The 25,101-nt window shown below is 71.6% G+C and carries 20 protein-coding genes and 2 pseudogenes; 9 read left to right on the plus strand and 13 right to left on the minus strand.

Features of this window, described 5'->3' with window-relative positions:
• Window positions 1-78 precede the first annotated feature (78 nt).
• Window positions 79-1,008 (minus strand): LysR family transcriptional regulator, encoded by a 930-nt coding sequence (locus ACIRQP_RS23835; RefSeq protein ID WP_403893146.1) that lies wholly within the window; start codon window positions 1,006-1,008, stop codon window positions 79-81.
• Window positions 1,009-1,139: 131 nt separating this feature from the next.
• Between ACIRQP_RS23835 and ACIRQP_RS23840 the strand changes: the two genes are divergently transcribed.
• Window positions 1,140-2,015, plus strand: coding sequence for a DMT family transporter (locus ACIRQP_RS23840; protein ID WP_403893147.1), 876 nt, complete (start codon window positions 1,140-1,142; stop codon window positions 2,013-2,015).
• A 113-nt stretch (window positions 2,016-2,128) separates the two neighbouring features.
• The gene (locus ACIRQP_RS23845; protein WP_403893148.1) at window positions 2,129-3,397 is read left to right on the plus strand and encodes an MFS transporter; all 1,269 of its coding nucleotides are present in this window, start codon (window positions 2,129-2,131) and stop codon (window positions 3,395-3,397) included.
• Between the two features lie 6 nt (window positions 3,398-3,403).
• Here ACIRQP_RS23845 and ACIRQP_RS23850 read toward each other — a convergent pair whose 3' ends face one another.
• Window positions 3,404-5,347: an FtsX-like permease family protein gene (locus tag ACIRQP_RS23850; RefSeq protein ID WP_403893149.1), complete on the minus strand. Its 1,944-nt coding sequence runs from the start codon at window positions 5,345-5,347 to the stop codon at window positions 3,404-3,406.
• 176 nt (window positions 5,348-5,523) lie between these two features.
• A pseudogene (locus tag ACIRQP_RS23855) lies at window positions 5,524-5,754 on the minus strand (response regulator transcription factor); the annotation flags it as partial.
• Window positions 5,755-5,946: 192 nt separating this feature from the next.
• Here ACIRQP_RS23855 and ACIRQP_RS23860 point away from each other — a divergent pair.
• The gene (locus ACIRQP_RS23860) at window positions 5,947-6,681 is read left to right on the plus strand and encodes a TetR/AcrR family transcriptional regulator (protein ID WP_403893150.1); all 735 of its coding nucleotides are present in this window, start codon (window positions 5,947-5,949) and stop codon (window positions 6,679-6,681) included.
• A 57-nt stretch (window positions 6,682-6,738) separates the two neighbouring features.
• Here the strand turns inward: ACIRQP_RS23860 and ACIRQP_RS23865 are convergent, their stop codons facing one another.
• Window positions 6,739-8,661, minus strand: a complete 1,923-nt coding sequence (locus ACIRQP_RS23865) for a P-loop ATPase, Sll1717 family (RefSeq protein WP_403893151.1) — start codon at window positions 8,659-8,661, stop codon at window positions 6,739-6,741.
• A 281-nt stretch (window positions 8,662-8,942) separates the two neighbouring features.
• Between ACIRQP_RS23865 and ACIRQP_RS23870 the strand changes: the two genes are divergently transcribed.
• The 6 genes from ACIRQP_RS23870 (at window position 8,943) to ACIRQP_RS23895 (ending at window position 14,163) form a co-directional block, all read left to right on the plus strand.
• Entirely contained in the window at window positions 8,943-9,806 is an 864-nt protein-coding gene (locus ACIRQP_RS23870; RefSeq protein WP_403893152.1) for an oxaloacetate decarboxylase, read from the plus strand.
• Window positions 9,807-9,822: 16 nt separating this feature from the next.
• On the plus strand, window positions 9,823-10,329 hold the full coding sequence (locus ACIRQP_RS23875; RefSeq protein ID WP_403893153.1) for a hypothetical protein: 507 nt from the start codon (window positions 9,823-9,825) through the stop codon (window positions 10,327-10,329).
• A 22-nt stretch (window positions 10,330-10,351) separates the two neighbouring features.
• On the plus strand, window positions 10,352-11,383 hold the full coding sequence (locus ACIRQP_RS23880) for a bile acid:sodium symporter family protein (protein WP_403893208.1): 1,032 nt from the start codon (window positions 10,352-10,354) through the stop codon (window positions 11,381-11,383).
• A gap of 174 nt (window positions 11,384-11,557) precedes the next feature.
• Window positions 11,558-11,974, plus strand: coding sequence for a YciI family protein (locus tag ACIRQP_RS23885; RefSeq protein ID WP_403893154.1), 417 nt, complete (start codon window positions 11,558-11,560; stop codon window positions 11,972-11,974).
• A 10-nt stretch (window positions 11,975-11,984) separates the two neighbouring features.
• Window positions 11,985-13,217: an RNA polymerase sigma factor gene (locus ACIRQP_RS23890; RefSeq protein ID WP_403893155.1), complete on the plus strand. Its 1,233-nt coding sequence runs from the start codon at window positions 11,985-11,987 to the stop codon at window positions 13,215-13,217.
• Window positions 13,218-13,356: 139 nt separating this feature from the next.
• Window positions 13,357-14,163 carry a hypothetical protein gene (locus ACIRQP_RS23895; protein WP_403893156.1) on the plus strand — a complete coding sequence of 269 codons (807 nt, stop codon included), beginning with the start codon at window positions 13,357-13,359 and terminating at the stop codon, window positions 14,161-14,163.
• Window positions 14,164-14,209: 46 nt separating this feature from the next.
• Here the strand turns inward: ACIRQP_RS23895 and ACIRQP_RS23900 are convergent, their stop codons facing one another.
• From ACIRQP_RS23900 to ACIRQP_RS23940, 9 genes and pseudogenes are all read right to left on the minus strand, one after another.
• Window positions 14,210-15,790 carry an aldehyde dehydrogenase (NADP(+)) gene (locus ACIRQP_RS23900; RefSeq protein WP_403893157.1) on the minus strand — a complete coding sequence of 527 codons (1,581 nt, stop codon included), beginning with the start codon at window positions 15,788-15,790 and terminating at the stop codon, window positions 14,210-14,212.
• A gap of 77 nt (window positions 15,791-15,867) precedes the next feature.
• Window positions 15,868-16,866, minus strand: coding sequence for an MASE1 domain-containing protein (locus ACIRQP_RS23905; protein WP_403893209.1), 999 nt, complete (start codon window positions 16,864-16,866; stop codon window positions 15,868-15,870).
• A gap of 102 nt (window positions 16,867-16,968) precedes the next feature.
• Entirely contained in the window at window positions 16,969-17,847 is an 879-nt protein-coding gene (locus ACIRQP_RS23910; protein ID WP_403893158.1) for a PP2C family protein-serine/threonine phosphatase, read from the minus strand.
• A gap of 191 nt (window positions 17,848-18,038) precedes the next feature.
• A complete protein-coding gene (locus ACIRQP_RS23915) occupies window positions 18,039-18,959 on the minus strand; it encodes a trypsin-like serine peptidase (RefSeq protein WP_403893159.1) in 921 nt (306 codons plus the stop codon).
• A gap of 313 nt (window positions 18,960-19,272) precedes the next feature.
• The gene (locus ACIRQP_RS23920; RefSeq protein WP_403893160.1) at window positions 19,273-20,139 is read right to left on the minus strand and encodes an LLM class flavin-dependent oxidoreductase; all 867 of its coding nucleotides are present in this window, start codon (window positions 20,137-20,139) and stop codon (window positions 19,273-19,275) included.
• A 111-nt stretch (window positions 20,140-20,250) separates the two neighbouring features.
• On the minus strand, window positions 20,251-21,138 hold the full coding sequence (locus ACIRQP_RS23925; RefSeq protein WP_403893161.1) for an SDR family oxidoreductase: 888 nt from the start codon (window positions 21,136-21,138) through the stop codon (window positions 20,251-20,253).
• Window positions 21,139-21,401: 263 nt separating this feature from the next.
• Window positions 21,402-22,631, minus strand: coding sequence for a beta-ketoacyl-[acyl-carrier-protein] synthase family protein (locus ACIRQP_RS23930; protein ID WP_403893162.1), 1,230 nt, complete (start codon window positions 22,629-22,631; stop codon window positions 21,402-21,404).
• A 116-nt stretch (window positions 22,632-22,747) separates the two neighbouring features.
• Window positions 22,748-22,972: pseudogene (locus tag ACIRQP_RS23935) on the minus strand (acyl carrier protein); the annotation flags it as partial.
• 46 nt (window positions 22,973-23,018) lie between these two features.
• Window positions 23,019-25,016 carry an acyl-CoA dehydrogenase gene (locus ACIRQP_RS23940; RefSeq protein WP_403893163.1) on the minus strand — a complete coding sequence of 666 codons (1,998 nt, stop codon included), beginning with the start codon at window positions 25,014-25,016 and terminating at the stop codon, window positions 23,019-23,021.
• Window positions 25,017-25,101 lie beyond the last annotated feature (85 nt).

Raw genomic sequence — 25,101 nt, forward strand, 5'->3', positions numbered from 1 at the left:
TGCTCGGCGCCCTGGTACTCGACGCCTCGGTACTCGGCGTCCGGCACTCGGCGTCCCGGCGCTCGGGCGTCCGGTACGTTACGGCGTCGCCGCCCTCCGCAGCGCGTCGAGCAGCCCGCGCAGCGCGATCGGGTCCGGCCCCGGCCCCCGTACCGCCGCGTAGATCGCCCTGACCGGCTCCGGGTTCCTGACCTTGCGTACGACCACGGCGGGATGGTGGCCGGCCAGCCCCGTGACCGGCACCAGGCTGACGCCCAGCCCGGCGGCGACGAAGCCCTGCGCCGTGGCGTAGTCCTCGCTCTCCACCACGAAGTCCGGGCTGAAGCCGGCCGCGCCGCACGCGGTGAGAATGGCGTCGAGGCACGGGCCCGGCCACTCGCTGCCCACCCATGGCTCCTCGGCGAGGTCGGTCAGTTCGAGCACCCGCTTCGTGACGAGCCGGTGCCCCTTGGGCAGGACAGCGCGGTACGTGTCGTCGAGAAGATGCACGAACCGTACGCCGTCGACGGACAGCCCGTCCCCAGGCTCCCTCGGCTCCTTCGGCTCTCTCGGCTCCTTCGGCCGGACCACGAGCGCCACATCGGCCCGGCCCTCCCTCACCTCCGGCAGCGGGTCGTCGGAGCCCGTGAGCCGCAAGTCGACCTGTAGGCCCGGATGTTCACGGCGGAGCTCCGCGAGCGCGGGGGCCAGGAGGGTGGCTCCCACCGTGGCGAAGTAGCGGACCACCACCCGTCCCGTCCGTCCGGCCCGCAGATCCGCCAACGCCGTCTCCGCCTCGGCGACCTGTCTGCCGATGGCAGCCGCGTACTCCGTGAGCAACCGCCCCGCCTCGGTCGGCCGCACCCCCCGCCCTGACCGCTCCAGCAGTGCCATCCCCGCCTCCTTCTCCAGCGTCGCCATCTGCTGGCTGACGGCGGAGGGTGTGTAGCCGAGATTCCGGGCCGCCGCGGTGACCGAACCGCTGGTCACCACCGCCCGCAGCACCTGCATGCGCCGCATATCAAGCATGTAGGACAGCTTAACAGTGGGTGCAGTTCTTTTCGCTTGTCTTACGACAGCCTCCTGGGACACCGTAAAACCCCCACCCGCCCCGCAGGAGGCGCACCGTGCTCAGCGGCTCACGAAGAACCCTTCTCCGTATGGCTGTCCTCGCTCTGCTGTGGGGATCGGGCTTCCTCTGGATCAAGGTGGCCCTGACCGGAGGCCTGTCGCCCCTCCACATCACCGTCATCCGCTGTGCCCTCGGGACCGCCGTCCTGCTGGCCCTGGCGTACTCCGCGCGCCAGCGCCTCCCCCGCGACCGAGGGACATGGGGCCATCTCGTCGTGGCCGCCTTCTTCTGCAACGCCCTGCCGTTCTTCCTCTTCGGCATCGGCGAGCAGACCGTGGATTCCAGCGTCGCCGGCGTACTCAACGCCACAACGCCCCTCTGGTCCCTGGTGATCGGTCTCGCGCTCGGTACGGAACGCGGGCTCCGGCCCCTCCGGCTGGCCGGCCTGCTCCTCGGTTTCGCCGGTACCCTGCTCATCTTCGCGCCCTGGCAGCGGAGCGGACTGACCAGTTGGGGCGCCCTGGTCCTGCTCGGCGCGGCGGCCAGCTACGCGGTGGCCTTCACCTATATGGCACGCCACCTCACCGGGCGCGACACCGCGCCGCTCGCCCTCTCGGCGGCCCAACTCCTCGCCGCGACGAGCCTGACGACCCTCGCGCTGCCCACGGCTCCGGCAACCGCCGGCGGCCCCACTCTCACCGCGGTGATCGCCGTCGTCATCCTGGGCACGCTGGGCACGGGCGTCACGTTCCACCTCAACTACCGCCTCCTCGCCGACGAGGGCCCCACCACCACCGCCACCGTCGGCTATCTCCTGCCGGTGGTCTCGGTGACCCTCGGCGCGATCGTCCTCGACGAACAGCTGAGCGCCCGCGTCCTCGCGGGCATGGTCGTCGTCCTGACCGGCGTCGGCATGACACGCGGCCGGGCACGCGGCCCGGCGGAGCGCGTTCAAACAGCCTGATGTTCAAACGGCCCGATGTCCCAACGGACCGATGTTCCAACAGCTCGATGTTCCAACAGCTCGATGTCCGCACAGCGTGATATCGACCGACCCACCACCGAGAAGAACGGATCATGCAGCCCAACTCCCCCTGGCAGGTGGCCGACTTCCGAACGCTGTTCACCGCGACCGCCCTCAGCCAGCTCGGCACCAACATCGGTTACGTCGCCGTCCCGCTCATCGCCGTCGCCACGCTCGACGCGACTCCCGGCCAGGTCGGAGCACTCGCCACCCTGAGCACGATCGCCTTCCTCCTCATCGGGCTGCCCGCCGGGGCATGGGTGGACCGGATGCGCCACCGGCGCGTGCTGATCACCGCGGATCTGGTGCGGGCGGCGCTGCTCGCCTCCGTTCCCGTGGTGTGGTGGCTCGACGCCCTCACACTCACGCAGCTGTACGTGGTCGTCGTACTGACCGGCTGCGCCACCGTCTTCTTCGACATCGGCTCGCAGAGCGTGCTGCCGCGGCTGGTCGACCGAGACGGTCTCGTCCGGGCGAACGCCGCCGTGATGACCCTCATCGCCGTCGGCAACGTGAGCGGACGCGGCGCGGGCGGCGGGCTCGTCCAGCTGCTCACGGCGCCCATGGCCCTCGTATGCACCGCGATGGCCCATCTGGCCTCTGCGCTCCGGCTCATCGTCCTGCGCCGCGCACCGGCCCCTCCCCCGCCCCCGGCGGGGCACCCCACCCGGCTGAGCGCCCAGATCGCGGAAGGTCTGCGCCATGTCCTCGGCAACAAGGAACTGCGCGCCCTCGCCCTCACAGCGGCCCTCTCCAACCTCGGCTCGCAGATCATCAACACCATGCTGCCGGTGCTGTTCATCCGCGAACTCGGCTTTCCGGCAAGCGCGCTGGGCCTGTTCTGGGCGGTGGGCGGCGCCGGTCTGCTCCTGGGAGCCCGCTGCGCCCGCCCCGTCGCCGAGCGGCTCGGCCACGGCCGCACGCTCGCCGTCGCGGGCCTGTGCCTGGCCCCGGCGGGACTCCTCGTACCGCTCGTCGACGACGGTGCCGGGCTCTGGCTGGCAGGCACCGGCTATCTGCTGGCCATGTTCAAGACGGGCATGGACAACGTCCTCGGCGTGAGCCTGCGCCAGCGGATGACCTCGGACTCCCTCCTCGGCCGCATGAACGCCACCTTCCGCTTCCTCCTCACCGGCGCGCTCGCTGTCGGCTCCGCCCTGGCGGGCCTGTTGGGCGAGCTGGTCTCCGTACAGAGCACGCTCTGGGTGGGCGGCGCCGTCCTCGCGGGGGCGTTTCTGCCCACCTTCCTCTCACCGGTCCGTACACGACGCGAACTGCCGTGCCCGCCCGCCGAAAGCCGACACCCCGTTTCGGGCCGATGACCGGCCTCACTCGTTGTGCAGGACCTGCGCGATCGTCAGCCGGGCCGCCGCGCGGGCCGGGACCAGGGCGCCCAGTGCCGCGATCACGATGCCCGTCAGAGCGAGCAGGGCCAGTACGGGGGCGTGCCAGACGTCCGTCATGGAGGCGGGGAGCGACACGCCCGCCGCGTCGGTCATGGCCGGCATGATCAGGCCGTACGCGCCGATGCCGGCCGGGATGCCGAGCAGGCCGCCGACCGCGCCGAGCGCCGCCATCGAGGTCACCACCATCACGGTCACCTGACGCGGTGTCATCCCGAGGGATTTGAGCGTGCCCAGATCCCTGCGCCGTTCCCGGGTGTTGAGGAGGACGGTGTGGAAGACGCCCAGCGCCGCGACCGTCGCGAGGAGCACGGTCAGCGCCGAGGAGGAGCTGATGATGATGACGGCGTCGCGGTTCGTCTCCGAGAGGGCCGTGGGCTTGAGCCCGGGGTCCGCCGCCCTGACCGCCGCGTTGTAGGCGCCGACGTCGGTGCCCGGGGCGAGCTGGACCTCGTACTGATTGGCCTTGCGGTCCGGGGCGAACGCGGTCAGCGTCTCCCAGTTGGACTGGAGCCGGTCGGGCATGCCCTCCATGGACTCGCCGACGATGGTCGCGGACGCCTTCTCGCCGTCCATGGTGAAGGTGACCCGGTCACCGACCTCCAGGCCGCGCTTCTTCAGGAACGCCGGCGGCGCCACCACCTCCCCCGGGCCTTCCAGCCAGCGGCCCTTGGCGATCGTCTCGCCCAGGGTGTCGGCATCGCCGCGGAAGAACTGGCAGCCGACGGTCTCGGTGTACCCGGCGAGGTTGACCTCGATCCAGGCGTCGGCGGTCACATGGACCGCACCGGGCAGCGAGCGCAGCAGGGCCTCCGTCTCCGCGTCGCCCTGTTTCGGCGCGGGCTCGCCGAACCGGGGCTTGCCCACGTGGACCACGGCGTGTACGTGTCCGACCCGCTGCACGGCCTCGCCGTACGCGGACATCGTGCTGGACAGTCCGGTCGCCAGCGTCACCGTGGTCACGCCGAGGACGACGGCCGTGAGGGTCAGGGCGGTACGGCCCGGCCGCGCGAACGGCAGTCCCAGCCCCAGGCTGACCGGGCGCGGCAGCCGGGTGCCCGCGAGCCCGCGCTGTACGCGCTGCCCGCGTCCGGCGCGTGGCGCGCTGCCCGCGCTGATCGCCCTGGCCGCGGGGAGCCGGTGCGCGCGCACCGCGGGGACGAGCGCGGCGAGGACAACCAGCGCGGGCATCCCGAGCAGCGTCACGCCGTACACCCAGGGGCTGATCCCCACCGCGAGGTCCTGGGTCCCGATCCCCATGAAGACGCTCTTCAGCAGGGGTTGTGCGGCGACGCCGCCGAGGACCGTGCCGGTGACACAGCCGCCGACCCCCGGGACGAGCACCATCACCAGATAGACGGAGACGACCTGGTTCGGTGTGAAGCCCAGAGCCTTGAGGACCCCGATGTGCCGGAGCCCCGCGACGACCGCCCCGCTCACCACATTGGCGACGATCAGGACCGCCACCACCAGGCCGAGAATCCCGAAGGCCAGCAGGAAGGGCACATAGGCCGAGGCCGCCCGGCCGACGTCCCGCTTGATACTGAGGTACGACTGCGAGGCGAGCAGCGACGACGACGGCAGGTCCGCCGTGGCCGAGGCCATCGCCTGCTCGATCCGGCCGTCCGTGGCGGAGGCCGAGCCCTCGAACCGGTAGAGCATCTGTGCCGCGGTCGGGTGCAGGGCCCCGATCTGGTCGGGGGAGACCCAGCCCTGGGCGGACCGGCTCAGACTGCTTGCCCAGCCCACGACGGTGAGTTCCGGGCCTCCGTTGGCGCGGATCACCGTACCCAGCTCCCGTTCGGCGCCCTGTGCGGACAGGACGATCTCCCCGGGGCCGGTGACCCAGCGTCCGGCCAGCAGACGCACCCGGTCCACCGGACCGGCCGGATCGGCGCGTCCGACGACCGTGAGGGGGCCGGTGACCGTGCGCGGACCGGCCGGGGGCTCGGATCCCTTGCCGGCACCGGCACCGGCACCGGCACCGGCATCAGCACTGGCACTGGCACCGCCACCGGCATCGGCATCGGCATCGGCATCGGCATTTAGGCGCCGGGCCCTCCGGGCGAGACCAGCCCCGTCTCGTAGGCCAGGACGACGGCCTGGGCGCGGTCGCGCAGGGCGAGCTTGGCGAAGATACGGGCGACATGGGTCTTCACGGTGGCTTCGCTGAGGGTCAGTTCCTGGGCGAGTTCGGCGTTCGACAGGCCGCCGCCCATGAGGGTCAGGACCTCCAGCTCGCGAGGTGTCAGGGCCGTGAGATCGCGGTGGACGGCGGGGAGTTCGGGCGCGTGGGCGGGCCGGTGGCCGGGCGGATGGCCGGGCGGATGGCCGGGCCGGTGGCCGCTGGAGGCGAAACGGCACCCCACCGGGTTCGCACACTGTACGCAGGACCGTACGCCGTGCGCGCACTGAGCTATCCTGGGCCGCCGGGGATACAGCGGAGTGCAGGACACAGAGGAGTGCGTATGCCGGCCGACGAGCAGCCGTTCCCGTCCGTGTGGACCCGTCCGCGCCGGCAGCGGCGGGAACAGCCGGTGCTGAGCCGGGAGCAGATCGTCTCCACCGCCCTCCAGTTGCTGGACGCCGAGGGCATCGACGCCCTGAGCATGCGGAAGCTCGGTACCCGGCTGAACGCGGGTGCCACCTCCATGTACTCGCATGTGGCCAACAAGGACGAGCTGATCGAGCTGGTCGTGGACGAGGTCTACGGTGAGATCGAGCTGCCGGACGCCGGGGACCCGGCGCGGTGGCGCGAGGCCACCACCCACTGCGCCCACAGCCTGCGCTCGGCGTTCCTGCGGCACCCGTGGATCGTCTCCGTGCTCGGTGAGGTGGGGGTGGCCTACCTGGGTCCGAACATGATGCGGCTGTTCGAAAGCCTGCTCACCGTCTTCGAGGAGGCGGGCTTCTCGCTGGCGGAGGCCGACCGGGCCGTGAACACCGTCGTCTCGTTCGTCATCGGGGTGTCCACGAGCGAGGCCGCGTGGCTGACGATGCTCGCCCGCAGCGGTCAGAGCGAGCAGGAGTGGACGGCGCGGCTGTGGCCGGCCGCCGAACAGGCCGCGGCACCGTACCCGCGCCTGCGCAGGCTGTACGCCGCACAGCGCGGACAGGACATGGGCGACGCCCGCGAGGACGACTTCGACGGCGGTTTGGCCTGCGTACTCGACGGCCTGGAGACCCGGCTCGCCCGCGCCTGAACCGCCACCGAGCGCCCCGTCCCAGAGTCCCGTCGGCCGAGCCTCGCGCGATGTCTCTCAGCGGCCCCCCGAGTCGCCCGAACTCCCGAAGTAGCCGCCCGCGAGCCGTCGCAGCCGCCGTGCCTCGTCCTCGATCCGCTGCGCGACGCTTCCCGCCCCCGTGGTGTCGTCCAGACCGCTCGCCCGCAGCTGGGCGGCGAGGGCGGTGAAGTAGTGCGCGGCGGTGAGGAGATGGCCCTCCGTGTCGCCGTCCCCGCCGGCGCGGGGCCGGGCGGCGTTGACGTCGTCCAGTACGCGGCCGATCCGCTGGGTGATCTCGTCCCGCGCGTCCTGGGCCAGCCCCACCGCCCGGCCCACCTGGGAGAGGATCAAGTGGCAGGAGCGCCTCAGCTCCGCCAGCAGCCGGTACTCACGGCCCACGCCCGTATTGCCCGCTCCGCCGGAGCCGATGTTGCCCGACGCGATACGGGCGCCCGCCACCACCGGCTCGAAGCGGCGGAGGTCGATCGCGCTGGTGGCGCCCAGCGCCTCGCGGAAGCACGGATGGACATGGAACTCCCCTTCGTGCGGCTGGGCGGGCAGCTCACCGCCGCCCGCGAACACCACGTCATTGCCGCGGCGCACCCCGAGGAAGCCCACGCTGTACAGGATGTCGATCGCGCCGGACGGTGTCAGCGCCTCGGTGTACGCGGGGAACAGCCGGTGCAGCGTCTCCGCGGCCTCCTCGAAGCGGGTGCCGAGCGCGGCGCGCGACACCACGTATCCCGTGTTCTGGAAGAGCGGGAAGAGGCGTTCGAGGAACGGATGGGCGATCAAGTACTCCTGCGCCAGGTCCTTCAGCTTCCACGCGGAGAACTGCCGGCTCGCCTGGAGGACATCGGCCTCCGTGATCCGGTCGCGGCCATGGGTCAGCCAGGCCGTCTCCTGGCAGAGGTTGAGAAACTGGATGGCGTCACGCGGCCGGGGCAGACAGCGGCTGAAGATGAACGCCGCGGTGTCCTCTCCCCGCACGCTCTCCGGGAAGATCTCCCGCCACAGCCGCTCCGCCGACAGACCCGCGACCCCGGTCGAGGCCCGCGCGCGGGCCATGGCGAGCTCCCGCAGGGCGTGGTCCGTCCATACGATCCGCAGCTCGTCCCCGTGGAACTTGTCCCCCTCGCCGAACGACAGCGAGTCGTAGATGTCCGAGCGCAGGAACAGCAGACATCGCACCGCCCGTCCGTACAGCCCCGCCGCGTGCTTCGCCGCCAGCAGCAGCCCGATCACCATCGAGTTGCTCTCCGGCTCGACCGACCAGACCTGCTCCAGCTGGTCGACCAGGAGCAGTAACGGCTCGTGCGCGGCGGCGCAGCCCAGCTCGGCGAAGGCGTCCGCCACCCCCTTTTCCACCACGTCCAGCTGCCGGGCGGCCCGCGCCCCCTCCGAGGGTGAGTGCGCCAGCTCCACTCCGGCCTTGAACCCGAACGCCTCCAGCGACAGCGCCGTCTGCAACCCGCGCGCGCCTTGGGCCAGTCGGTCGCCGAGACGGTCACCCGGACGGTCGGACGGCAGCTCGTCGTTCTGCTTGAGGAAGCGCCGCAGCGCCTTCACCGAATCGGCCTTCCGGCCGTGCGCGTCCGCCGCGTGCGTCACCAGATGGCGCGCGGCGTTGACGGCGAACACATACCGCCAGATCAGTGACTTGGCCGAGTCCCCCGGCAGCCCCTGCAACTCGAAGCGGCGGATCTCGTCCCCCGCGGCGTCGTCGGGCGTGATCAGCGCCTTCCCGCCGCCGTGCACCCCGTCCGCCATCAAACGCATACAGATCGCGCTCTTGCCCGATCCCTTGCGCCCGATGATCAGCATCTTCCGGCCGGACACCGCCGCGCGCGTCGCGTTCGTCGACAGGAACCCGCCGCGCAGCAGCAGCCCGTCGGTGACGTCCCGCTCGGCGTCCTCCCGTCCGAAGTGGAGGTTCGCGAGTACGGACTGCCCGGTCATCCCCTCATCCCCCTGTCCCGGTCCCCTGCGTCCCCGCGCCCGCCGTTCGGCACAAGTCGGCTTTCCCGTATGGCAGTTGTACCTCACCGGGCGCCGGCCCGCAGCGGCGAGGAATCGTCACTTCGTTGAAATGTCACACATATCGATCACTCTGTATTTTTTGCCAGATCGGGCGACGACACGGTGTGTCGTTTTACGAAGTCTTGGTCTTCTGTAAATGTGTGCCCGTCAGCACGTTGCCTGAACTCGTGATCGGGCGGGTTCTGGAATGAGGGAGAACCATGCGCTACGGCAACGCCTTGCGAGAAGCGGTCGAATCGCCTCGTACGACACCTCTCATCGGCATCTACGACATGTACTCGGCCTCGATCGCGGCCCAGCACTACAACGGATTCTTTGTCTCCGGCTTCGGATTCGCCGCTTCCCATTACGGGCTGCCGGACATCGGTTTCATCGCCTGGCCCGACATGGTGGCCTTCGCGGAACGGCTCCGTCTGGCGTTTCCACGCCATCACATGCTCGTCGACATCGACGACGGGTATGTGGACCCCGAGGTCGCGTGCCATGTCGTCCAGCGACTGGAGCGCGCCGGGGCCTCGGGAGTGATTCTGGAGGACCAGAAGCGGCCACGGAGGTGCGGGCACGCGGACGGAAAGCTGATCCTGCCGCTGGAGGAGTACCTGGCCAAGCTCGATCTGGTCCTGCGCAGCAGGGAGGAGATGCTCGTGGTGGCGCGTACGGACGCCACCGAGGAGTCGGAGATCGTACGGCGCGCCGCCGCGCTGGCGGAGACGGACGCGGATGTCGTCCTCGTCGACGGTGTGCGGAGCGTGGAGTGGATTCGTAAGATCCGCTCGGTCGTCGGCGACAAGCCGCTGCTGTTCAACCAGATCGCGGGCGGAAAGTCACCGAGGCTCTCCCTCTCCGAACTCTCCGACCTGGGCGTCAATCTCGCCATCTACAGCACGCCATGCCTTTTCGCCGCGCACGGCGCGATCGACGGCGCGCTGGTCGATCTGAAAATGGCCGACGGACGGCTGCCGGACACCAGAGAGACGGGGGCTATCGGAGTCAAGGGATCGACGGAATTGCTGGAAAAGAACATCAGCAGACACCACGACCATCGAGTATCGGTCACGGTGTGACCACGGGAATTCACTCTTGTCATCTCATTTCCTTCGGTCCGGCAACGGCCGGCACCGTCTTCCGAAGAAAACGCCTCTCCTGAGGGGAGTCTCCACGACGAGTGTCTTCGTCGCGGCGACGACGAGCGTCCTGTGCGGTGCCGGCATCGCACAGGCCGACGACGACGAGCCGGAGCGGTCGGGGCCGGTCGCCGGACGCAATGTCGGTCTCCTGGTGATCGACAACTCCCATGCCGACTCCTGGCTGGAGGTCGACCGGACGCTCAACATGCTGTTCAAGAGCAAGGGCACGGCGGGCAGCGACCACGACGGGGGTGGTGGCGCCATCGATGTCCGGACCGGGGATGTCTCCGAGCCGGGGCAAGGTCCGGGACCCGGCACCGGCACCGGCACCGGCCCCGGCTCGGGCTCGGGTTCCGGCTCCGGCTCCGGCTCCGGCTCCGGCTCCGGCGGCGCCATCGGGCAGATCGGGCAGATCGGGCAGATCGGGCATCCGCCGTACCAAGGCGAGAACGGTGAATGACGTGACCCCTAAGTCCTGGCTGATGTCCTGGCCGGGCCGGCTGGGAAGGGCGGTCGACCTCTATGTCGTCGCCCTTCTCGGCACGGTCGTGTTCGCGGCGCTGCTGCCCGCGAGCGGCCGGGCGGCCGTGGCCGTCGGCGGCGCCGCCGACCTCGCCATCGCGCTGCTCTTCTTCCTCTACGGCGCGCGGCTCTCCACCCGCGAGGCGGTCGACGGACTGCGGCAGTGGAAACTCCACCTCGTGGTGGGGGCCAGTACGTTCGCCCTCTTCCCGCTGCTCGGGCTGGTCGCGGGCGGACTCGTACCGTTCCTCCTCACCGACCAGCTCTACACCGGCCTCCTCTTCCTCTGCGTCGTCCCCTCGACCGTCCAGTCGTCTATCGCGCTGACCTCCACCGCCCGGGGCAATGTCCCGGCCGCCATCTGCGCCGGTACGTACTCCAGCCTGTTCGGCATGGTCGCCACCCCGCTGCTGGCGGCCTGGCTGATCGGCTCCACCGTCAGCTTCTCGGCCCATGGGGCCGTGGCCATCACCACCCAGCTCCTGCTTCCCTTCGTCGCCGGGCAGTTGGCGCGCCGCTGGATCGGCGGGTTCATCGGCCGCCACAAGAAGCGGATCGGCCTGCTGGACCGGTTCTCCATCCTTCTCGTCGTCTATACGGCCTTCAGCCAGGGCATGGCGGAAGGCATCTGGCAGCGGATCACCCCGGCGCGGCTGGCCGGTCTGCTCGCGCTGGCCGTGCTTCTGCTGGCGGTGGCCCTCGCGACGACCTCGTTCACCGCCCGGCGCCTGGGGTTCAGCCAGGAGGACCGGATCACCATCGTCTTCTGCGGCTCCAACAAGAGCCTGGCGACGGGGCTGCCCATGGCGGCGGTGCTGTTCGGGGCCTCGGCGGGCCCGGTGATCCTGCCCCTCATGCTCTTCCACCAGGTGCAGCTGATGGTGTGCGCGGTCATCGCGGGCCGCTGGGCCCGCCGCCCGCTGGAAACCGCGTCCGACCGGACCCCCGCGCAGGCGTGGCGCGCCGTTCCCGAGCGGGAGACGGCCCGCTGATCGGCCGGGCGCCGGGCTCCCCTCCGGGGGCGTTCCGGTCCGGGAGCGGTTCCGAAAAAAATCTTCGCGAATTCGTCGGGCCGGTTGTCGAGAACGCCTGGCCCGCTCCGACGTCCCCTGTGAGAGTTGCCCACGAGGGGTGACGGTGTACCGCGGAACCGAGGAGACGACATCATGAAGTACCTGGTGATGGTGCAGAGCGCACAGGCCGACTACGACGCGATGGCCGGCAAGGCGTCCGACCACAGTCCGGCGTGGAGCGAGAAGGATCTGCGCGCGATGTTCTCCTATATGCAAGAGCTCAACAACGATCTCGCCGAGAGCGGCGAGATCGTGGACGGGAACGGTCTGGCCGAGCCCGCCGCCACGCGCCTCGTCGGGTTGGGCGAAGACGGCCGGCCCGTGATCACGGACGGCCCGTACGGCGAGACCAAGGAACTGCTCGCCGGCTACTGGGTACTGGACTGCGAGAGCCTGGAGCGGGTGACGGAGATCGCCGAACGCGTCCTGCGGTCCCCGGCGCCCGAGGGCTCCCCGATCTACCCCGTGGTCATCCGGCCCATCCCGGACATGGGCGGCGGCGACGTCTGAGACGTACGGCATGAGGCCCGGAAGGGAGATCGAGGACCTGCTGCGGATGCATACGCCGCAGGTCCTCGGCGCGCTGGTACGCCGGTACGGACACTTCGGCACGGCTGAGGACTCCGTACAGGAGGCGCTGCTCGCCGCGGCCCGGCAGTGGCCGGAGACAGGGGTGCCCGACAACCCGCGCGGCTGGCTGATCAGGGTCGCCTCCCGGCGGCTCATGGACCAGCTGCGCGCCGACGAGGCGCGGCGCGTGCGCGAGGAGACGGCCGCGGCGCTCGCACCGCGCGACGCGTTCACGGCGCCGCCGCCCGGGGAGAGCCGCGCGCCGTCCCAGGACGACACCCTCACCCTGCTCTTCCTCTGCTGCCACCCCGAACTGGCCCCCGCCGCGCAGATCGCGCTCACGCTGCGTGCCGTCGGCGGTCTGACCACGGCCGAGATCGCCCGCGCCCATCTGGTCCCTGAGGCGACGATGGCGCAGCGGATCAGCAGGGCCAAGCGGCGGATCAAGGGGGTGCCCTTCCGGCAGCCGGGCCCGGAGGACCGGGACCAACGGCTCGCGCCCGTGCTCCAGGTGCTCTATCTGATCTTCAACGAGGGCTATACGGCGACCTCCGGCAGCGATCTGCACCGCGCCGATCTCGCCCGGGAGGCGATCCGGCTGACCCGGGCCCTACGCCAACTGCTGCCCCGGGAGGGCGCTGTGACCGGGCTGCTGGCGCTGATGCTGCTCACCGACGCCCGGAGCGCCGCGCGCACGGGTCCCGAGGGCGAACTGATCCCGCTGGACGAGCAGGACCGTTCCCTCTGGGACCGGAAGGCGATCGACGAAGGCACCGCGCTGGTGGCGGAGGCGCTGTCCCAGGGACCGGCCGGTGCCTACCAGTTGCAGTCGGCCATCGCCGCGCTCCATGACGAGGCGGCCCGCGCCGAGGACACCGACTGGCCGCAGATCCTGGCCCTGTACGACATCCTGGTGCGTCGCGTGCCCGAGCCCATGGCCGAACTCGGCAGGGCCGTGGCCGTCGCGATGGTGCGCGGCCCCCGGGCCGGACTGGCCGAGATCGCCGTACTGGAGGACCGGTTGGCGGGCAATCACCGGCTCGATGCCGTACGCGCGCATCTGCTGGAGAAAGCGGGGGACATAGAAGGCGCGCGAGCCGCCTATCGGTTGGCCGCCGGGCGTACGCTCAGCGTGCCCGAAGCGCGGTATCTGCGGACGCGCGCGGCCGGGCTGTCGGCCTGAGTTGCCGACCGGAGATTGTCATCCCAGCAGATCTCCATGAGAGATCTGATCCAACTGGCCCTTATTATATCTTTAGGCCCTTTGGGTGCAATTGAACACATAGTCCATTCCTGTTCGCGCCACGGACGTTGTTACGCACGTGGATCCACGTGAACTCTGGGAGCGGAACACTGTCCTGGCCGAAGCCTTCTGCGCCAGCGATGAGCGTGTGCGCCAGGCGCAGTCGGTGCTGGACGCGGCGCAGGCCGAGCGGAGCAGGACGCTCGCGGCCTTCTCCGTGACGGTCGGCAACGACGGCGCGGTGGCCGATCTGATGGGCCTGAACGAACGCGAAGTGCGGGTCGCGCGGCGCACGGTGGGCAGGGAGGACGCCCGGTCCGTCGCCGAGGAACTCCTGATCCGCGGAACGCAGCCACCGCCGCCACCACTCGCATCGCTGACACCACAGGTCCCTCAGGTCCCGCAGGAGCCACCGCAGATGCCGCCGCCCCCGCCACAGACACAGGGGCAGGGACAGGGACAGGGACACCCGCCGATGCACGATCCCGCCGCCGACACCTTCTCGGTGTCGGAGGTCCAACTGCCGCAGCCCCGGGGCGAGATGCCCCAGCAGCCGGACTCGATGCCCCAGGAGGCACAGACGGCCGCCGCGCCCACGGTCTTCCACACCCCCGCGGTGGAGGAGACCGTGGTCTGGTCGGCCAGCATGGACTCCGTCCTGCTGTGGAGCTGGAAGTCCGGCCTCGACCTCCAGACGGTCGCCGCGGAGCTGGGCCTGGACCTGCGGGCGCTGCTGCTCCGCGTACAGACCCTGGCCAACGACGGGCTGCTCACCCCCCGCACCCACCCCTCCGACGGCAGCCAGTCCGGCCGTCACCGCCGGCACGAGGACCCGTACGCGGCCCTCATCAGCCCCGCGACCACACCGTTCCCCGTCTACCACTGAGGGCTGGGGTCCGCCCGGCGACGGGCGCGGGCGCGGGGCGAAGCGCTCAGCGGTGTTCCCGGGCGCCGTTCAGCCTGCGGGGCAGGTCGCGGGGGTTGCCGTCGGAGACATCGGCGGGCAGGAAGGCGGCCGGGACGTCCTGGTAGCAGACCGGACGCAGGAAGCGGCGGATGGACAGGGTGCCGACCGAGGTCGTGCGTACGTCCGAAGTGGCGGGGTACGGACCGCCGTGCACCATCGCGTGGCTGACCTCGACCGCCGTGGGCCAGCCGTCGTAGAGGACGCGGCCCGCCCTGGTCTCCAGCAGCGGCAGCAGGGCGGCGGCGGTGTCCTGGTCCCCCGTGCCGTGGTGGACCGTGGCGGTCAGCTGGCCCCGCAAGGCGCGGGCCACCTCGGTGAGTTGGACCGTGTCACGGCAGGTCACCACCGTCGCGAGGGCGCCGAACGTCTGATCCTGGAGTTCCGGCCGGCCGAGGAACGTCTCGGCGGGGACCGTGAACAGCCGGGGCGCACAGGTGTTGGCGCCCTCGCCCGGCTGTCCTGCGGCGACCTCCCGTACGTCCTCGACCGCCGCCAGCGCCGCCGCGGCGCGCTCGTAGGCGTCGTGGAGGGCGCGGGTCTGCACCGTCCGCGCGATCCGCGCCGACACCGCCCGGCCCGCCGCCGCCAGGAACTCCGCCAGCTCCGGTCCGTTGACGCCGGCCAGCAGCCCCGGCCGGGTACGGAACTGCCCGGCGCCCGCCGTCAGCGCGCCGATGAACCCCTCGACCAGCGCGGCGGACCGCTCGCGCAGGGCACCGGGCAGCAGGAAGACCGGATTGACGCTGCTCATCTCGGCGTACACCGGGACCGGTTCGGGGCGGGCGGCGGCCGTACGCATCAGCGCCTCGCCGCCCGCCCGCGATCCGGTGAAGCCGACGGCCCGGATCCGGGGGTCGGCGACCAGGGCCCGGCCGAGTTCCGCGCCGGAGCCGAAGAGCAGCGAGAACACGCCTTCCGGCAGCTCGCTCTCGCGTACGGCGGCGGCCACGGCCGAGCCGACCAGTTCCGAGGTGCCCAGATGGGCGCTGTGCGCCTTGAGTACGACGGGGCAGCCGGCGGCGAGCGCGGCGGTGCTGTCGCCGCCCGCCACCGAGAAACCGAGCGGGAAGTCGCTCGCGCCGAACACCGCCACCGGCCCGATGCCGATATGACGCTCCCGCAGATCGGGCCGCGGCTCGGGGACACGGTCCGGCAGCGCCCGGTCGATCCGTACCTCCGCCCAGGCGCCGTACCGCACCTCGGCCGCGAGGAGCCGCAACTGCCCGGTCGTACGGTCCCGTTCGCCGGTGACCCGGCCCGCGGGGAGGCCGCTCTCGGTGACGGCCCGGACGGTCAGCTCCTCGCCGAGCGCCTCGATACGGTCCGCGATCCGCTCCAGGAAGGTCGCCCGCCGCTCGGGGGAGGTGGCGCGATAGCCGGGTTCCGCCCGCTCGGCCAGTTCGCAGGCGCGGGCGACGTCCTCGGGGGTGCCGGAGCCGTAGCCGGGCTCCAGCGGGATGTCCGTACGGGGATCGACCGAGGCGACCACCGGGCCACGGCCGGTCCGCCGCTCGGCGCCGAGGAACATCGCTCCTGTCAGGGGCATGGTGCGCTACCTCACCTCTCTGGGCTTCGTCGGTCTCGTCGGCCTTCGTCGGGCTCGCCTGTCTGCGTCGGGCTTCGTCACGGGCCGGCGTTCTTCCCGCGGTCCGACCGCCACCCCTTCGGCGGCTCCGTCGGGCTGAGGTGCGCCACCAGATCGGCGAGCTCCACGCACGCCTGCTCGATCTTCAGCCGGACGTTCCGCTGTTCGGTGACGATCGCCGCCAGCAGCAGCGAGGTCAGCGCGACGGCTCCGTTGAGGGCCTGGAGGCTGACCATCCGCTCGACGAGGGTGTGATGGGCGAAGGCCCCGACGAGGTCGGTCGCCCCCGAGATCGCCAGCACGGAGACGAACAGCGCGTACGGCGCGCTCCCGGGAAGCCGGAAGCGCAGCGCGGCCCAGATCAGCACCGGGAAGACGAGGAAGAGCAGGGAGAGGCTGCTCCTGGTGGCCAGCGGCGTCACGGCGGCGGCGGTGATCAGCAGGGCCACCGCCTCGGCCCAGCGGCGGAAGTCCCTGGCCCGGGGCAGCCGGGCCCTGCGGAGCATGAGCAGCACCGGCGTGACCACGAGCACGCCCATGGCGTCGCCCACCCACCACGCCAACCAGGCCGGCCAGAACCCCTCCAGCGCCAGCCTGCCGCCGATGACCAGCATCACCACGCACAGCGTCGCGCTGATCAGCATCCCGGCCAGCGCCCCGAGGAACACCAGGGCGACCCCGTCCCGCAGCCGGTCCAGCTCTGTACGGAATCCCACGTGCCGGAGCATCAGAAAGGCACAGACCGGGGCGAGTGTGCTTGCCGCGACGATCCCGATGTCGAAGAGGTGGAGAGGACCGAGCGCCACGATCGCGGTGAAGAGGGCGCCGAGCGCGATCCCCGGCCAGATCCCGAGACCCAGAAAGAACAGGCAGGCCAGCGAGATGCCCGAGGGCGGCCAGAGTGGCGTCGCGACCACACCCTCGATCACCAGCCGCTTCAGCAGACCGAGCTGTCCGGCCCCGTAGTAGGCGGCGGCGACGCCGAGAGTCCGGAGAACGGCCAGGGACAGACGTCGGACTTCCTCGGTACGCACCACATCAGTCATCAGACAACGCCCGCCGCCCGGGTACGCCGTGACACGCACTGCCGGTGGGCTGGCGTCACCCCGGGCCGCACGCGTGGACGCCCGGCCTCCGGGTCAGCGGCACGGGCCGCACGCGCCGACGGGACCGTTCGGTACGGAGTCGTGGCAGAGGACGAGCACGGCGGCGTCGTCCAGGTGCCCGGTCAGATCGGCCACCTTCAGCACTCGGGTGGCCAGCTCGCCGGGGTCCGCACCGATGTGGGCGTCCTGAGCGGCCCGGACCGCCGCGGCGGTCAGCCGGGCCACCCGCTCCAGACCGGCCTCGACCGGAAACGAAGGCCCCTCGACCACACCGTCCGTGACGACGACGAACGCCCCGGTGTCCGTCAGGCGACGGCGGATCACCGGGTACCTCTCCCCCGGCAGGATGCCGAGCGGCAGACCGCCCGGGTCCTCGTCGACACCCCAGCTGCCGTCCGCCAAGGCCCAGACCGAGGCCACATGGCCGGCGCGGGCGCTCTCCAGCACCCGGGTGGCCGGGTCGAAGCGGAGGAACGTGCACGTCGCGAAGAGCGTGGAGTCCACCGACAGCATCAGATCGTTGGCCCGGCTCAGCACCTGCCCGGGGTCACCGGCCGCCGCCGCGACCGCCCGCAGACCGATCCGTACCTGCCCCATGATCACGGCCGCCTCGACATCGTGCCCCTGGACATCACCGACGCAGAACGCGAGCGTGCCGTCCGGCAGGAGAAAACCGTCGTACCAGTCGCCGCCGATATCCAGCCCGTCCCGCGCGGGCGCGTACCTCGCGGCGGTCCGCAGCCCCGGTACGGCGGGCAGGAACGGCGGGACCATCGCACGCTGCAGGGCCTCCGCCAGCTCCACCCGGGCATGCTGCAACTCCACCCGCCGCCGTGCCTGGGCGGTGAGCCGACCGAGGGTTCTCAGCAAATCGTCGGCGCTCGCCGACTGGCTGGGACGACGCCGGGTCATGCACCGCTCCGAGGTACGTCCGTAGGCGGACCGCTGTGAGTTGTTCCTCGCAACGGAGGACAGAGGGCTCTCGCTCAAGCCTCACGGTCATCATATTTCCGCTACGCGGCTTCCGCCGGACAAGACCGGGAATATCCTGAAATGTGCATGACGCACGAGACGTGCGTCATGCACATCTGCCGCGCCCCGCGTCAGCCCTTCTGGGCCCGGTCGTACACCTTCTTGGCCGTGGCCCCCAGCACCTCCCCCCACATCTCGGTCGGCGTCAGGGAGTCCAGCGAACTGTTGACCGAGACCAGGACGCCCTTGCCGGTGGCGGCGTCGAAGTCGGCCAGCCACGGGCCACCGCTGGAGCCGCCGGTCATGTCACAGGGGATGGCCTGCATACCGTGCTTCTTCTTCGCCGTACCGACACAGCGGAGGAGTTCCCCGCCGAGCTGCGGGCGGGTGGCGGAGTAGCCGAAGGAGGAGATGGTGCCGCCGACGGCGCGATGGAAGGCGATGGCCTGGCCGCCCACGACGTCGGTGAGCTTGCGGTCGCTCTTGTCGGTGTCGACGACCAGCGCGGACAGGTCGTCGGTGGAGTCGTTCTCCCAGGTGCGCGGGGTCGCGGCGGTGCGGACCGCGAACACGCCGTACGGCTTCTTCCCCTTGCTGTAGCCGGGGACGAACACCATCGTGCTGTTGGTGTTGCCGGGAGAGGAGCCCCGGCGCACGCAGTGCGCGGCGGTCATCACGGCGGAACGGTTGGCGCTCTTCACGGCGGTGGCCGTGCACCAGGTGTCGGCGCCCGCCGCGTTGACGAAGAAGAGCCGCCCCACGGTCTTCAGAGCGGTGCCCCGCCACGGCTTCGCCTTCGGCCCGGTCGGACCGAGATCCACGGACTTCCCGACGGCCTTCATACGGGAGGTCGTCCAGTAGGCGAGGGCCTCCCGGCGCTCCTTGGCGGTGTACGTCATGACGGAGACCGGATCGGCCGAGGCGGCACGGGCCTGGCCGGCCACAGCCGTCGCCGGGATCGGGGCGGCGAGGACAAGGGCCGTACCGGCCACGACGAGCCCCATGGCCCGGCCGCGAAGACGCCGGATCGCGGAAGGGGATGTCTCGGGCATGGCGGAAGTCTCCTCGGCTGGTGCGGGCGGGCGGACAGTGACTGTCGATCCGCCTGGCAAGAGAGGGGAACCCGCCTGTTCGGTTCGCGCTGTCGACGATCTGTGACACACGTGTGCCGCCCGGGACGGAGGGCACACGTGTGCCACCCGGCACGGGGTCCCGCAGGATCGCGGAGGTCGCCGGGGTTCGGTGCCGGTCACAGACCGTGTCCGGGGACGGCGCCGAAGCAGCCTTCCGTCTCTGCCCGGAGCGCTGCGGCGAGGCTGCCGCGGGCCGCGCCATCGGGGTACGGGACAGCGGCCCTCGAACGGCTCATTCGACCACCGGCGGCCCCGCCTCGATGCGGCGTAGCACCGGGGGCAGACGGTCCAGGTCGGGGCCGGTCTGGACCTGCCGCTCGTCCCACCAGGTGGCGCCGGCCTCGTGCAGCGGACCGATCACGTCCCTGGCTTTGGCCGCGTCCGGGGGCGTGGCACCGCCGAGCACGAACTCGAAGGGGCGCCCGTCCCCGGCCGTACGCTGCTCGCGCACGTAGCCGACCAGCTCCCGTACCTCCGCCGCATCGGGCACATGACCATGCCGGGCCGTTTCGAACAGCGGCACCGCGCCGTCCCACCGCGCCGCCCGCCGCATGGGCGCACGACGCGGCCAGAACCCGCCGATCCATACCGGCGGGCCGGGCCGCTGCACGGTGGCGGGCAACAGCGTCACGTCCCGGACCTCGTAGTGCCGGCCACGGTGGTCCACCGGCCCGCCCGACCAGAAGCGCCCCAACAGCTCCAGTCCCTCGTCCAGCCGCTCGGCGAGAACGCGCGGCTCGGCCGTGTCGCCGAAGCTGTGGTACTCGTCCTCGACCGGACCGCCCAGGCCCGCCGCGAAGATCGCCCTGCCGCGGCTGAGATGGTCCAAGGTGGCCACCTGACGGGCGAGTTGCTGCGGACGGTAACGAGGGACGGGCGTCAGCAGGGTGCCCAATCGGATCCGTGAGGTCGCCAGCGCGGCGGCGGTCAGCAGCATCCAGGGGTCCCCGAAGGGACGCCCCTGGTGCCGTCGGTGCAGTACGTGGTCCCAGACGAAGAGCCCGTCCCAGCCGGCCTGTTCGGCGGCAGTCGCTACGGTCGCGACGTTACGGGGGTCCGCGAAGTCACCGAAGTTGGGGATGTTGATGGAGAAGCGCATCCCAGCAGGATGCGCGGCGGGCCATGAAGGTGCAATGAGATGCGGATCTCGGCGGCTTCCCGGCAGGCCGCCGACAGGCGCGGAAACCGCAGAGCGGTCGGCGCGGTCGTCCTAAGGGCTGTCCCGCTCCGAACTCGGGTCGTTGGCGGCTCCGCCCGCGCCCAGAAGGGTGGTGGGGGTCGCGGCCGAGGTGGGTTCCAGGGCGGGCAGGGCGCGGCGGGCCCGGCGGGCCGCGGCGGGTGGGAGGGCCGCGCGTACGAGCTGGGCCGCGCGGAGCCAGGGCTGGGCGTAGACATGGCGGGCGCGGCGTTCGATGCCGGTGGCGAGGCGGTCCACGGCCGGGGCCAGCGGGTAGGTGCGGTTGGCGGGCCAGCGCATACAGGAGCGCAGCTCGCGGAGCGTGGAGTCCTGCTCGGCGCTGCGGACCATGTCGGTGTCGGTCCAGGTGAGATAGCCGACGCCGACCTCCACTCCGTGGTGCGCCACCTCGGTGCGCAGGGTGTGCGCGAAGGACTCCACCCCGGCCTTCGAGGCGCAGTAGGCCGACATCATCGGCGCGGGGGCGAGGGCCGCGAGTGAGGCGATCTGGAGGTAGTAGCCGCGGGAGGCCAGCAGGGCGGGGAGAAAGGCGCGGGCGGTGTTGGCGCTGCCGATCAGGTTCACCTCGATGACACGGCGCCACGCGTCGGGCTCGGAGTGGCGGAAGAGGCCGCCCGCCGCGACCCCGGCGTTGGCGACGACGACATCGACCGTACCGAAGCGCTCCTCGACGAGCCGTGCCGTACGCAGCATGGCCGCCGCGTCGGTGACATCCGCGTGCCAGTGGTCCGCCTCGCCCGTCAACGACTCGGTGACGCGGGCCAGTTCGGACTTCTCCAGACCGACGAGCGCCAGCCGGGCGCCCCGTTCGGAGAGGGACCGGGCGAGCTGCTCACCGACGCCGCGCGCGGCGCCGGTGATGACGGCGGTACGTCCTCGGAGCGGCGGATGCCTGCTCATGGTGGGGCCTCCGGAGTGAGAGTGAGGGGAGGCCGCCCCCCGGCGCGTGGCTGGAGGACGGCATTCCGTACGTCGGCGCATTGTGTGCGCCGGCGTGGTCCGTACAGCCGGCACGGTCCGTGCGACCGGGGCGGCGAACGTACGGCGGTGCGTACGGCGGTGCGGCGGTACCGCGGTGCGTACGGCGGTATTGCGGTATTGCGGTGCGAACGGCGGTACGTACGACGTGGTGCGTACGACAGCGGTGCGTACGGCGGCGTGGGTCAGGCGCGTCGCAGCGCCAGTACCGCGTTGTGCCCGCCGAAGCCGAACGAGTGGCTGACCGCCCGGTCGATCCGCCGACGCAGCGGCTGCTTGGTCACGCAGTCGATGTCGAACTCGACGGCCGACGCGTCCAGGTTGGCGATCGGCGGTACGACGCCGTGCTGGAGCGTCAGCACCGTCAGGCCCGCCTCGATCGCGCCCGCCGCCCCCATACAGTGCCCCAGCACACCCTTGGGCGCCGTGACCGGCGGCCGGTGCGGATAGACCCTGCTGATCAGCGCCGCCTCGGTCGCGTCGTTGAGCGGCGTCGAGGTACCGTGCGCGTTGACGTGCTCGACCTCACCGGGCTGCCAGCCCGCGTCGCGCAGCGCCACCTCCACCGCGCGCTGGGCGACGGCGCCCGAGGGGTGCGGGCTCGTCGGGTGGTGCGCGTCGGTCGTGGCACCGGCGCCCGCCAACAGCGCGCGTGGCTCCGCGCCGCGCGCCCGCGCGTCCTGCTCGCGCTCCAGCACCATGATCGCCGCGCCCTCCCCCAGGACCAGCCCCGCGCGGTCCGAGGCGAAGGGCCGGCACAGCAGCGCCGGATCGTCGCCGGGACCCGCCGTGGCGGCGGCGCCCGAGCGAACGAACCCGGTTATGGCGACCGGGAAGACGATCGATTCCGTCGCCCCCGCCACGGCGATGTCGCACTGCCCGGTGGAGAGCAGATCCCGTGCCACGGACAGCGCCGTGACCCCCGAGGAACACGCCGTGCACGGCGCCATGCTGGGCCCGGTGGCCCGCATCTTGATGGCGATCTCGGCCGCCGGCATGTTGGGGATCGTGAGCAGGATGCCGGACGGGGAGGTCGCCTCGGGGCCGCGTCTGTCGAGCGCGACGGACTGTTCCGTCAGGCTGGCGGACCCCCCGCTGCTGGTCCCGACCACGACGGCTACCCGGGTGCCGTCCCAGCTCGCCGGGTCGAGTCCGGCGTCGGCGACCGCCTCGCGCGCGGCGAGAAGCGCGAACTTCACGTACCGGCCCATCCGGAAGGCCGTACGCCCGCCGATCGCGGCGTCGAGGTCGATGCCCTCGACCGTGCAGGCGAAGTCGACCGCGCAGCCGCTCAGTTCGGGCACCCGGTGGGCCGGGGAGACTCCCGCGCACACGCCGTGCCAGGTGGAATCGGTGTCGTTGCCGGCCGGGGTGATCATTCCCAGACCGGTGATGGCGATGGCGGGTCCGGTCATCGGCCGACGCCCACCGCGGCCTCGTTCGTCTCGCTGACGCCACTCGTCGTGCCGACCGCGTGAACCGCGCGAAGCGCGTGCGCCGCGTGCACGGCGCGCGCCGTACGCGCCGTACGCGCCCCGTCGAGAAACACGCTGATCTCGGTCAGCGTGGCGCCCTTGAGCAGCGAGTCCGAGTCGGCGTCGATACCCAGCGTCTCCTTGATGATGACGGCGAACTCGGCGACGGCGAGGGAGTCCATCTCCAGGCTGTCCATCGTGGCCTCGGGAATGATCTCCGCGGCGGGCACCTTGAACGTCTCCGTCAGCACCTCGGTGATCTTCGGGTGGATCTCGCTCATGGGATGTCCTTTCCAGTGGTTGGGTCGGTTGAAGGGATCGGTGGTTTCAAGCGGGTGCGGCGGGCGCGGCGGGCGCGGCAGGTACCGCGGGTACGGAGTGCCACGCGCCCTCCGCGTCGTCATAGGCGTCCGCGTAACCGGCCCCGGAGATGGGCCAGTCGGCGAACATCTCCTCCGGCAGCGCGAAGGACTCGACGAGGGCGGGGGCATGGCCGGCCAGCCGCGAGATGAGCTGTTCGACGGCCTCGGGCAGTTCGTCGAGATGACGCGGGGCCAGCCGGCCCGCGGCCAACAGATCGCCGCTGTTCCGGTCGATCCACTGGAGCGCGAAGAGCCGGTGCAGTGAACGCAGCAGGTCATGGGCCGAGGGCGAAGGCGACAGCGACGGCGAGGACGCAGACGAGGACGCAGACGAGGACGCAGACGCAGGCGACGACGCCGAGGCGGGCAACGGGCCGGGTTCCAGTTCTGCCACCGCCACCGCGTACGCCTCCGACGCGCGCCGGTACGCGTACGCCTCCACGGCGCGCAGCGCGGCACCGGACGCCGCGTTCCACCGCGCCAGCGAGTCGCCGTGCGGCACCTGGCTCATCCGGCGGCGGGCCCGTGCCAGCCATACGGCCTCGATTGCGACGAGGAGCCCGTCCAGGAACAGCGGATCGGTCAGCTCGCGGTCGGAGGGACCGTACGGTCCCTCCCCCTGCCCCGACCCCGTAGCCGCAGCTGGACCCGAAACCGAAGCCGGAGCCGCCGAGAACAGCATCTCGGCCGCCGCCTTCGCGTAGATCGCGACATTGTCGCCCTCCGCCGTGATGACGCCCTCGATACCCGCCAGCAGCTCGGTCATGCCGTTGTTCTCCAACAGCGCCTGCGCACCGCACCGTTCCCGCGACTCCACGATGACCTCGCGCGCCCGCCAGCTGATCCAGCCCTTGGCGACGGCCACCAGCCGCTCGGCCTCGTCCGTGTCCGCGTCCGTACGCGACTGCCAGGCGTCCAGCGCCGTACGGTGCAGCAGGGTCATCGCGAAGACCATGGCCAGGGCTCCGACCAGCGGGCCGTGGTGGCTGCGGTGCGCGAACACCGGTACCCGCTCCTCTCCTCGGGAACCGGAGATGTGCCGGTGCCGCCCGTATCGCACGGCGAGCGCCAGCGTGACCCGCGCCGAACCGACCGCGCACGCGCTCATCGAGAGCTTGCCCGCCGTGACCCGGCCGATCGAGGTCAGGAAACGCCGTCGGCGGTTGCTCAGCTCGCTCCGGAACACACCGTCCTCGCCGATCCGCCCCTGCGCGCCCCCCAGCAGCGCCTCGCGCCCCACGAAGACCCGGTCGAACGAGGTCAGACAGTGGTCCACCGGACTGCCCAGCCTGGCGGGCAGCCTGCGTACGCGGACTCCGGGGAGCGCCCCGACGGCGTCGGTCAGCGGCGTCAGGAACAGGAAAACGCCCTGATCGGCACCGTCCACGAGCAACCGGGCCGCCACCACGCCGGACTTGGGGCCGCCCGCCGCGCTGGTGTTGGGCATGAACTTCTGCGCCCCGGCATGCGGCGTGCGCAGGACGAAACCGTCCCGTTCCCGGTCGTAGGTGGCCGTCGTCTCCACGGCGACCGCGTCGTTTCCGTGCGCCAGTTCCGTACAGAGGAAGGTGCCCACCCGGCGCAGCGCGAAGAAGTCGGCCAGATCCGCCGGGGCCGCCCCGTCCCGCGCCGAGCGGCGCGCCCCGCCCTGCTCGCTCTCCGCGTGGTCGAGGAGACTGCCGAGGAACAGGTTGTAGTGAATGCCCGCGACCGTCGTGAAGGCCGGATCGACCGGGCCCAGCCACTCATGCAGCGCGGCGAGCCCGCGCGGGTCGGCCACCAGCCCCGCCGGGCTGTCGAGCGTGTCGTTGACGGTACGCAGCCGCTCGTACGCCATCGCCAGCCGTTCCCCGGACGAGGCACCGGGCCGGCGGCGGAACGGCGCCGCGGCGGCGAGCCGACGCCACGGCGCGTGCTCCCGGCCGAAGTCCGCCCCGAAGAGCACGCGCGTCAGCGGATCCACCGTCGGGTCCGGTGATCCGGCCGGGCCCAATGAGCCGGCCGGGTCCAATGCGCCCACCCGGTCCAATGAGCCTGTCTGGTCCAAT

Origin of the sequence: Streptomyces sp. NPDC102274, from assembly GCF_044766385.1 — a bacterium.
Taxonomy (GTDB): Bacteria; Actinomycetota; Actinomycetes; order Streptomycetales; family Streptomycetaceae; genus Streptomyces.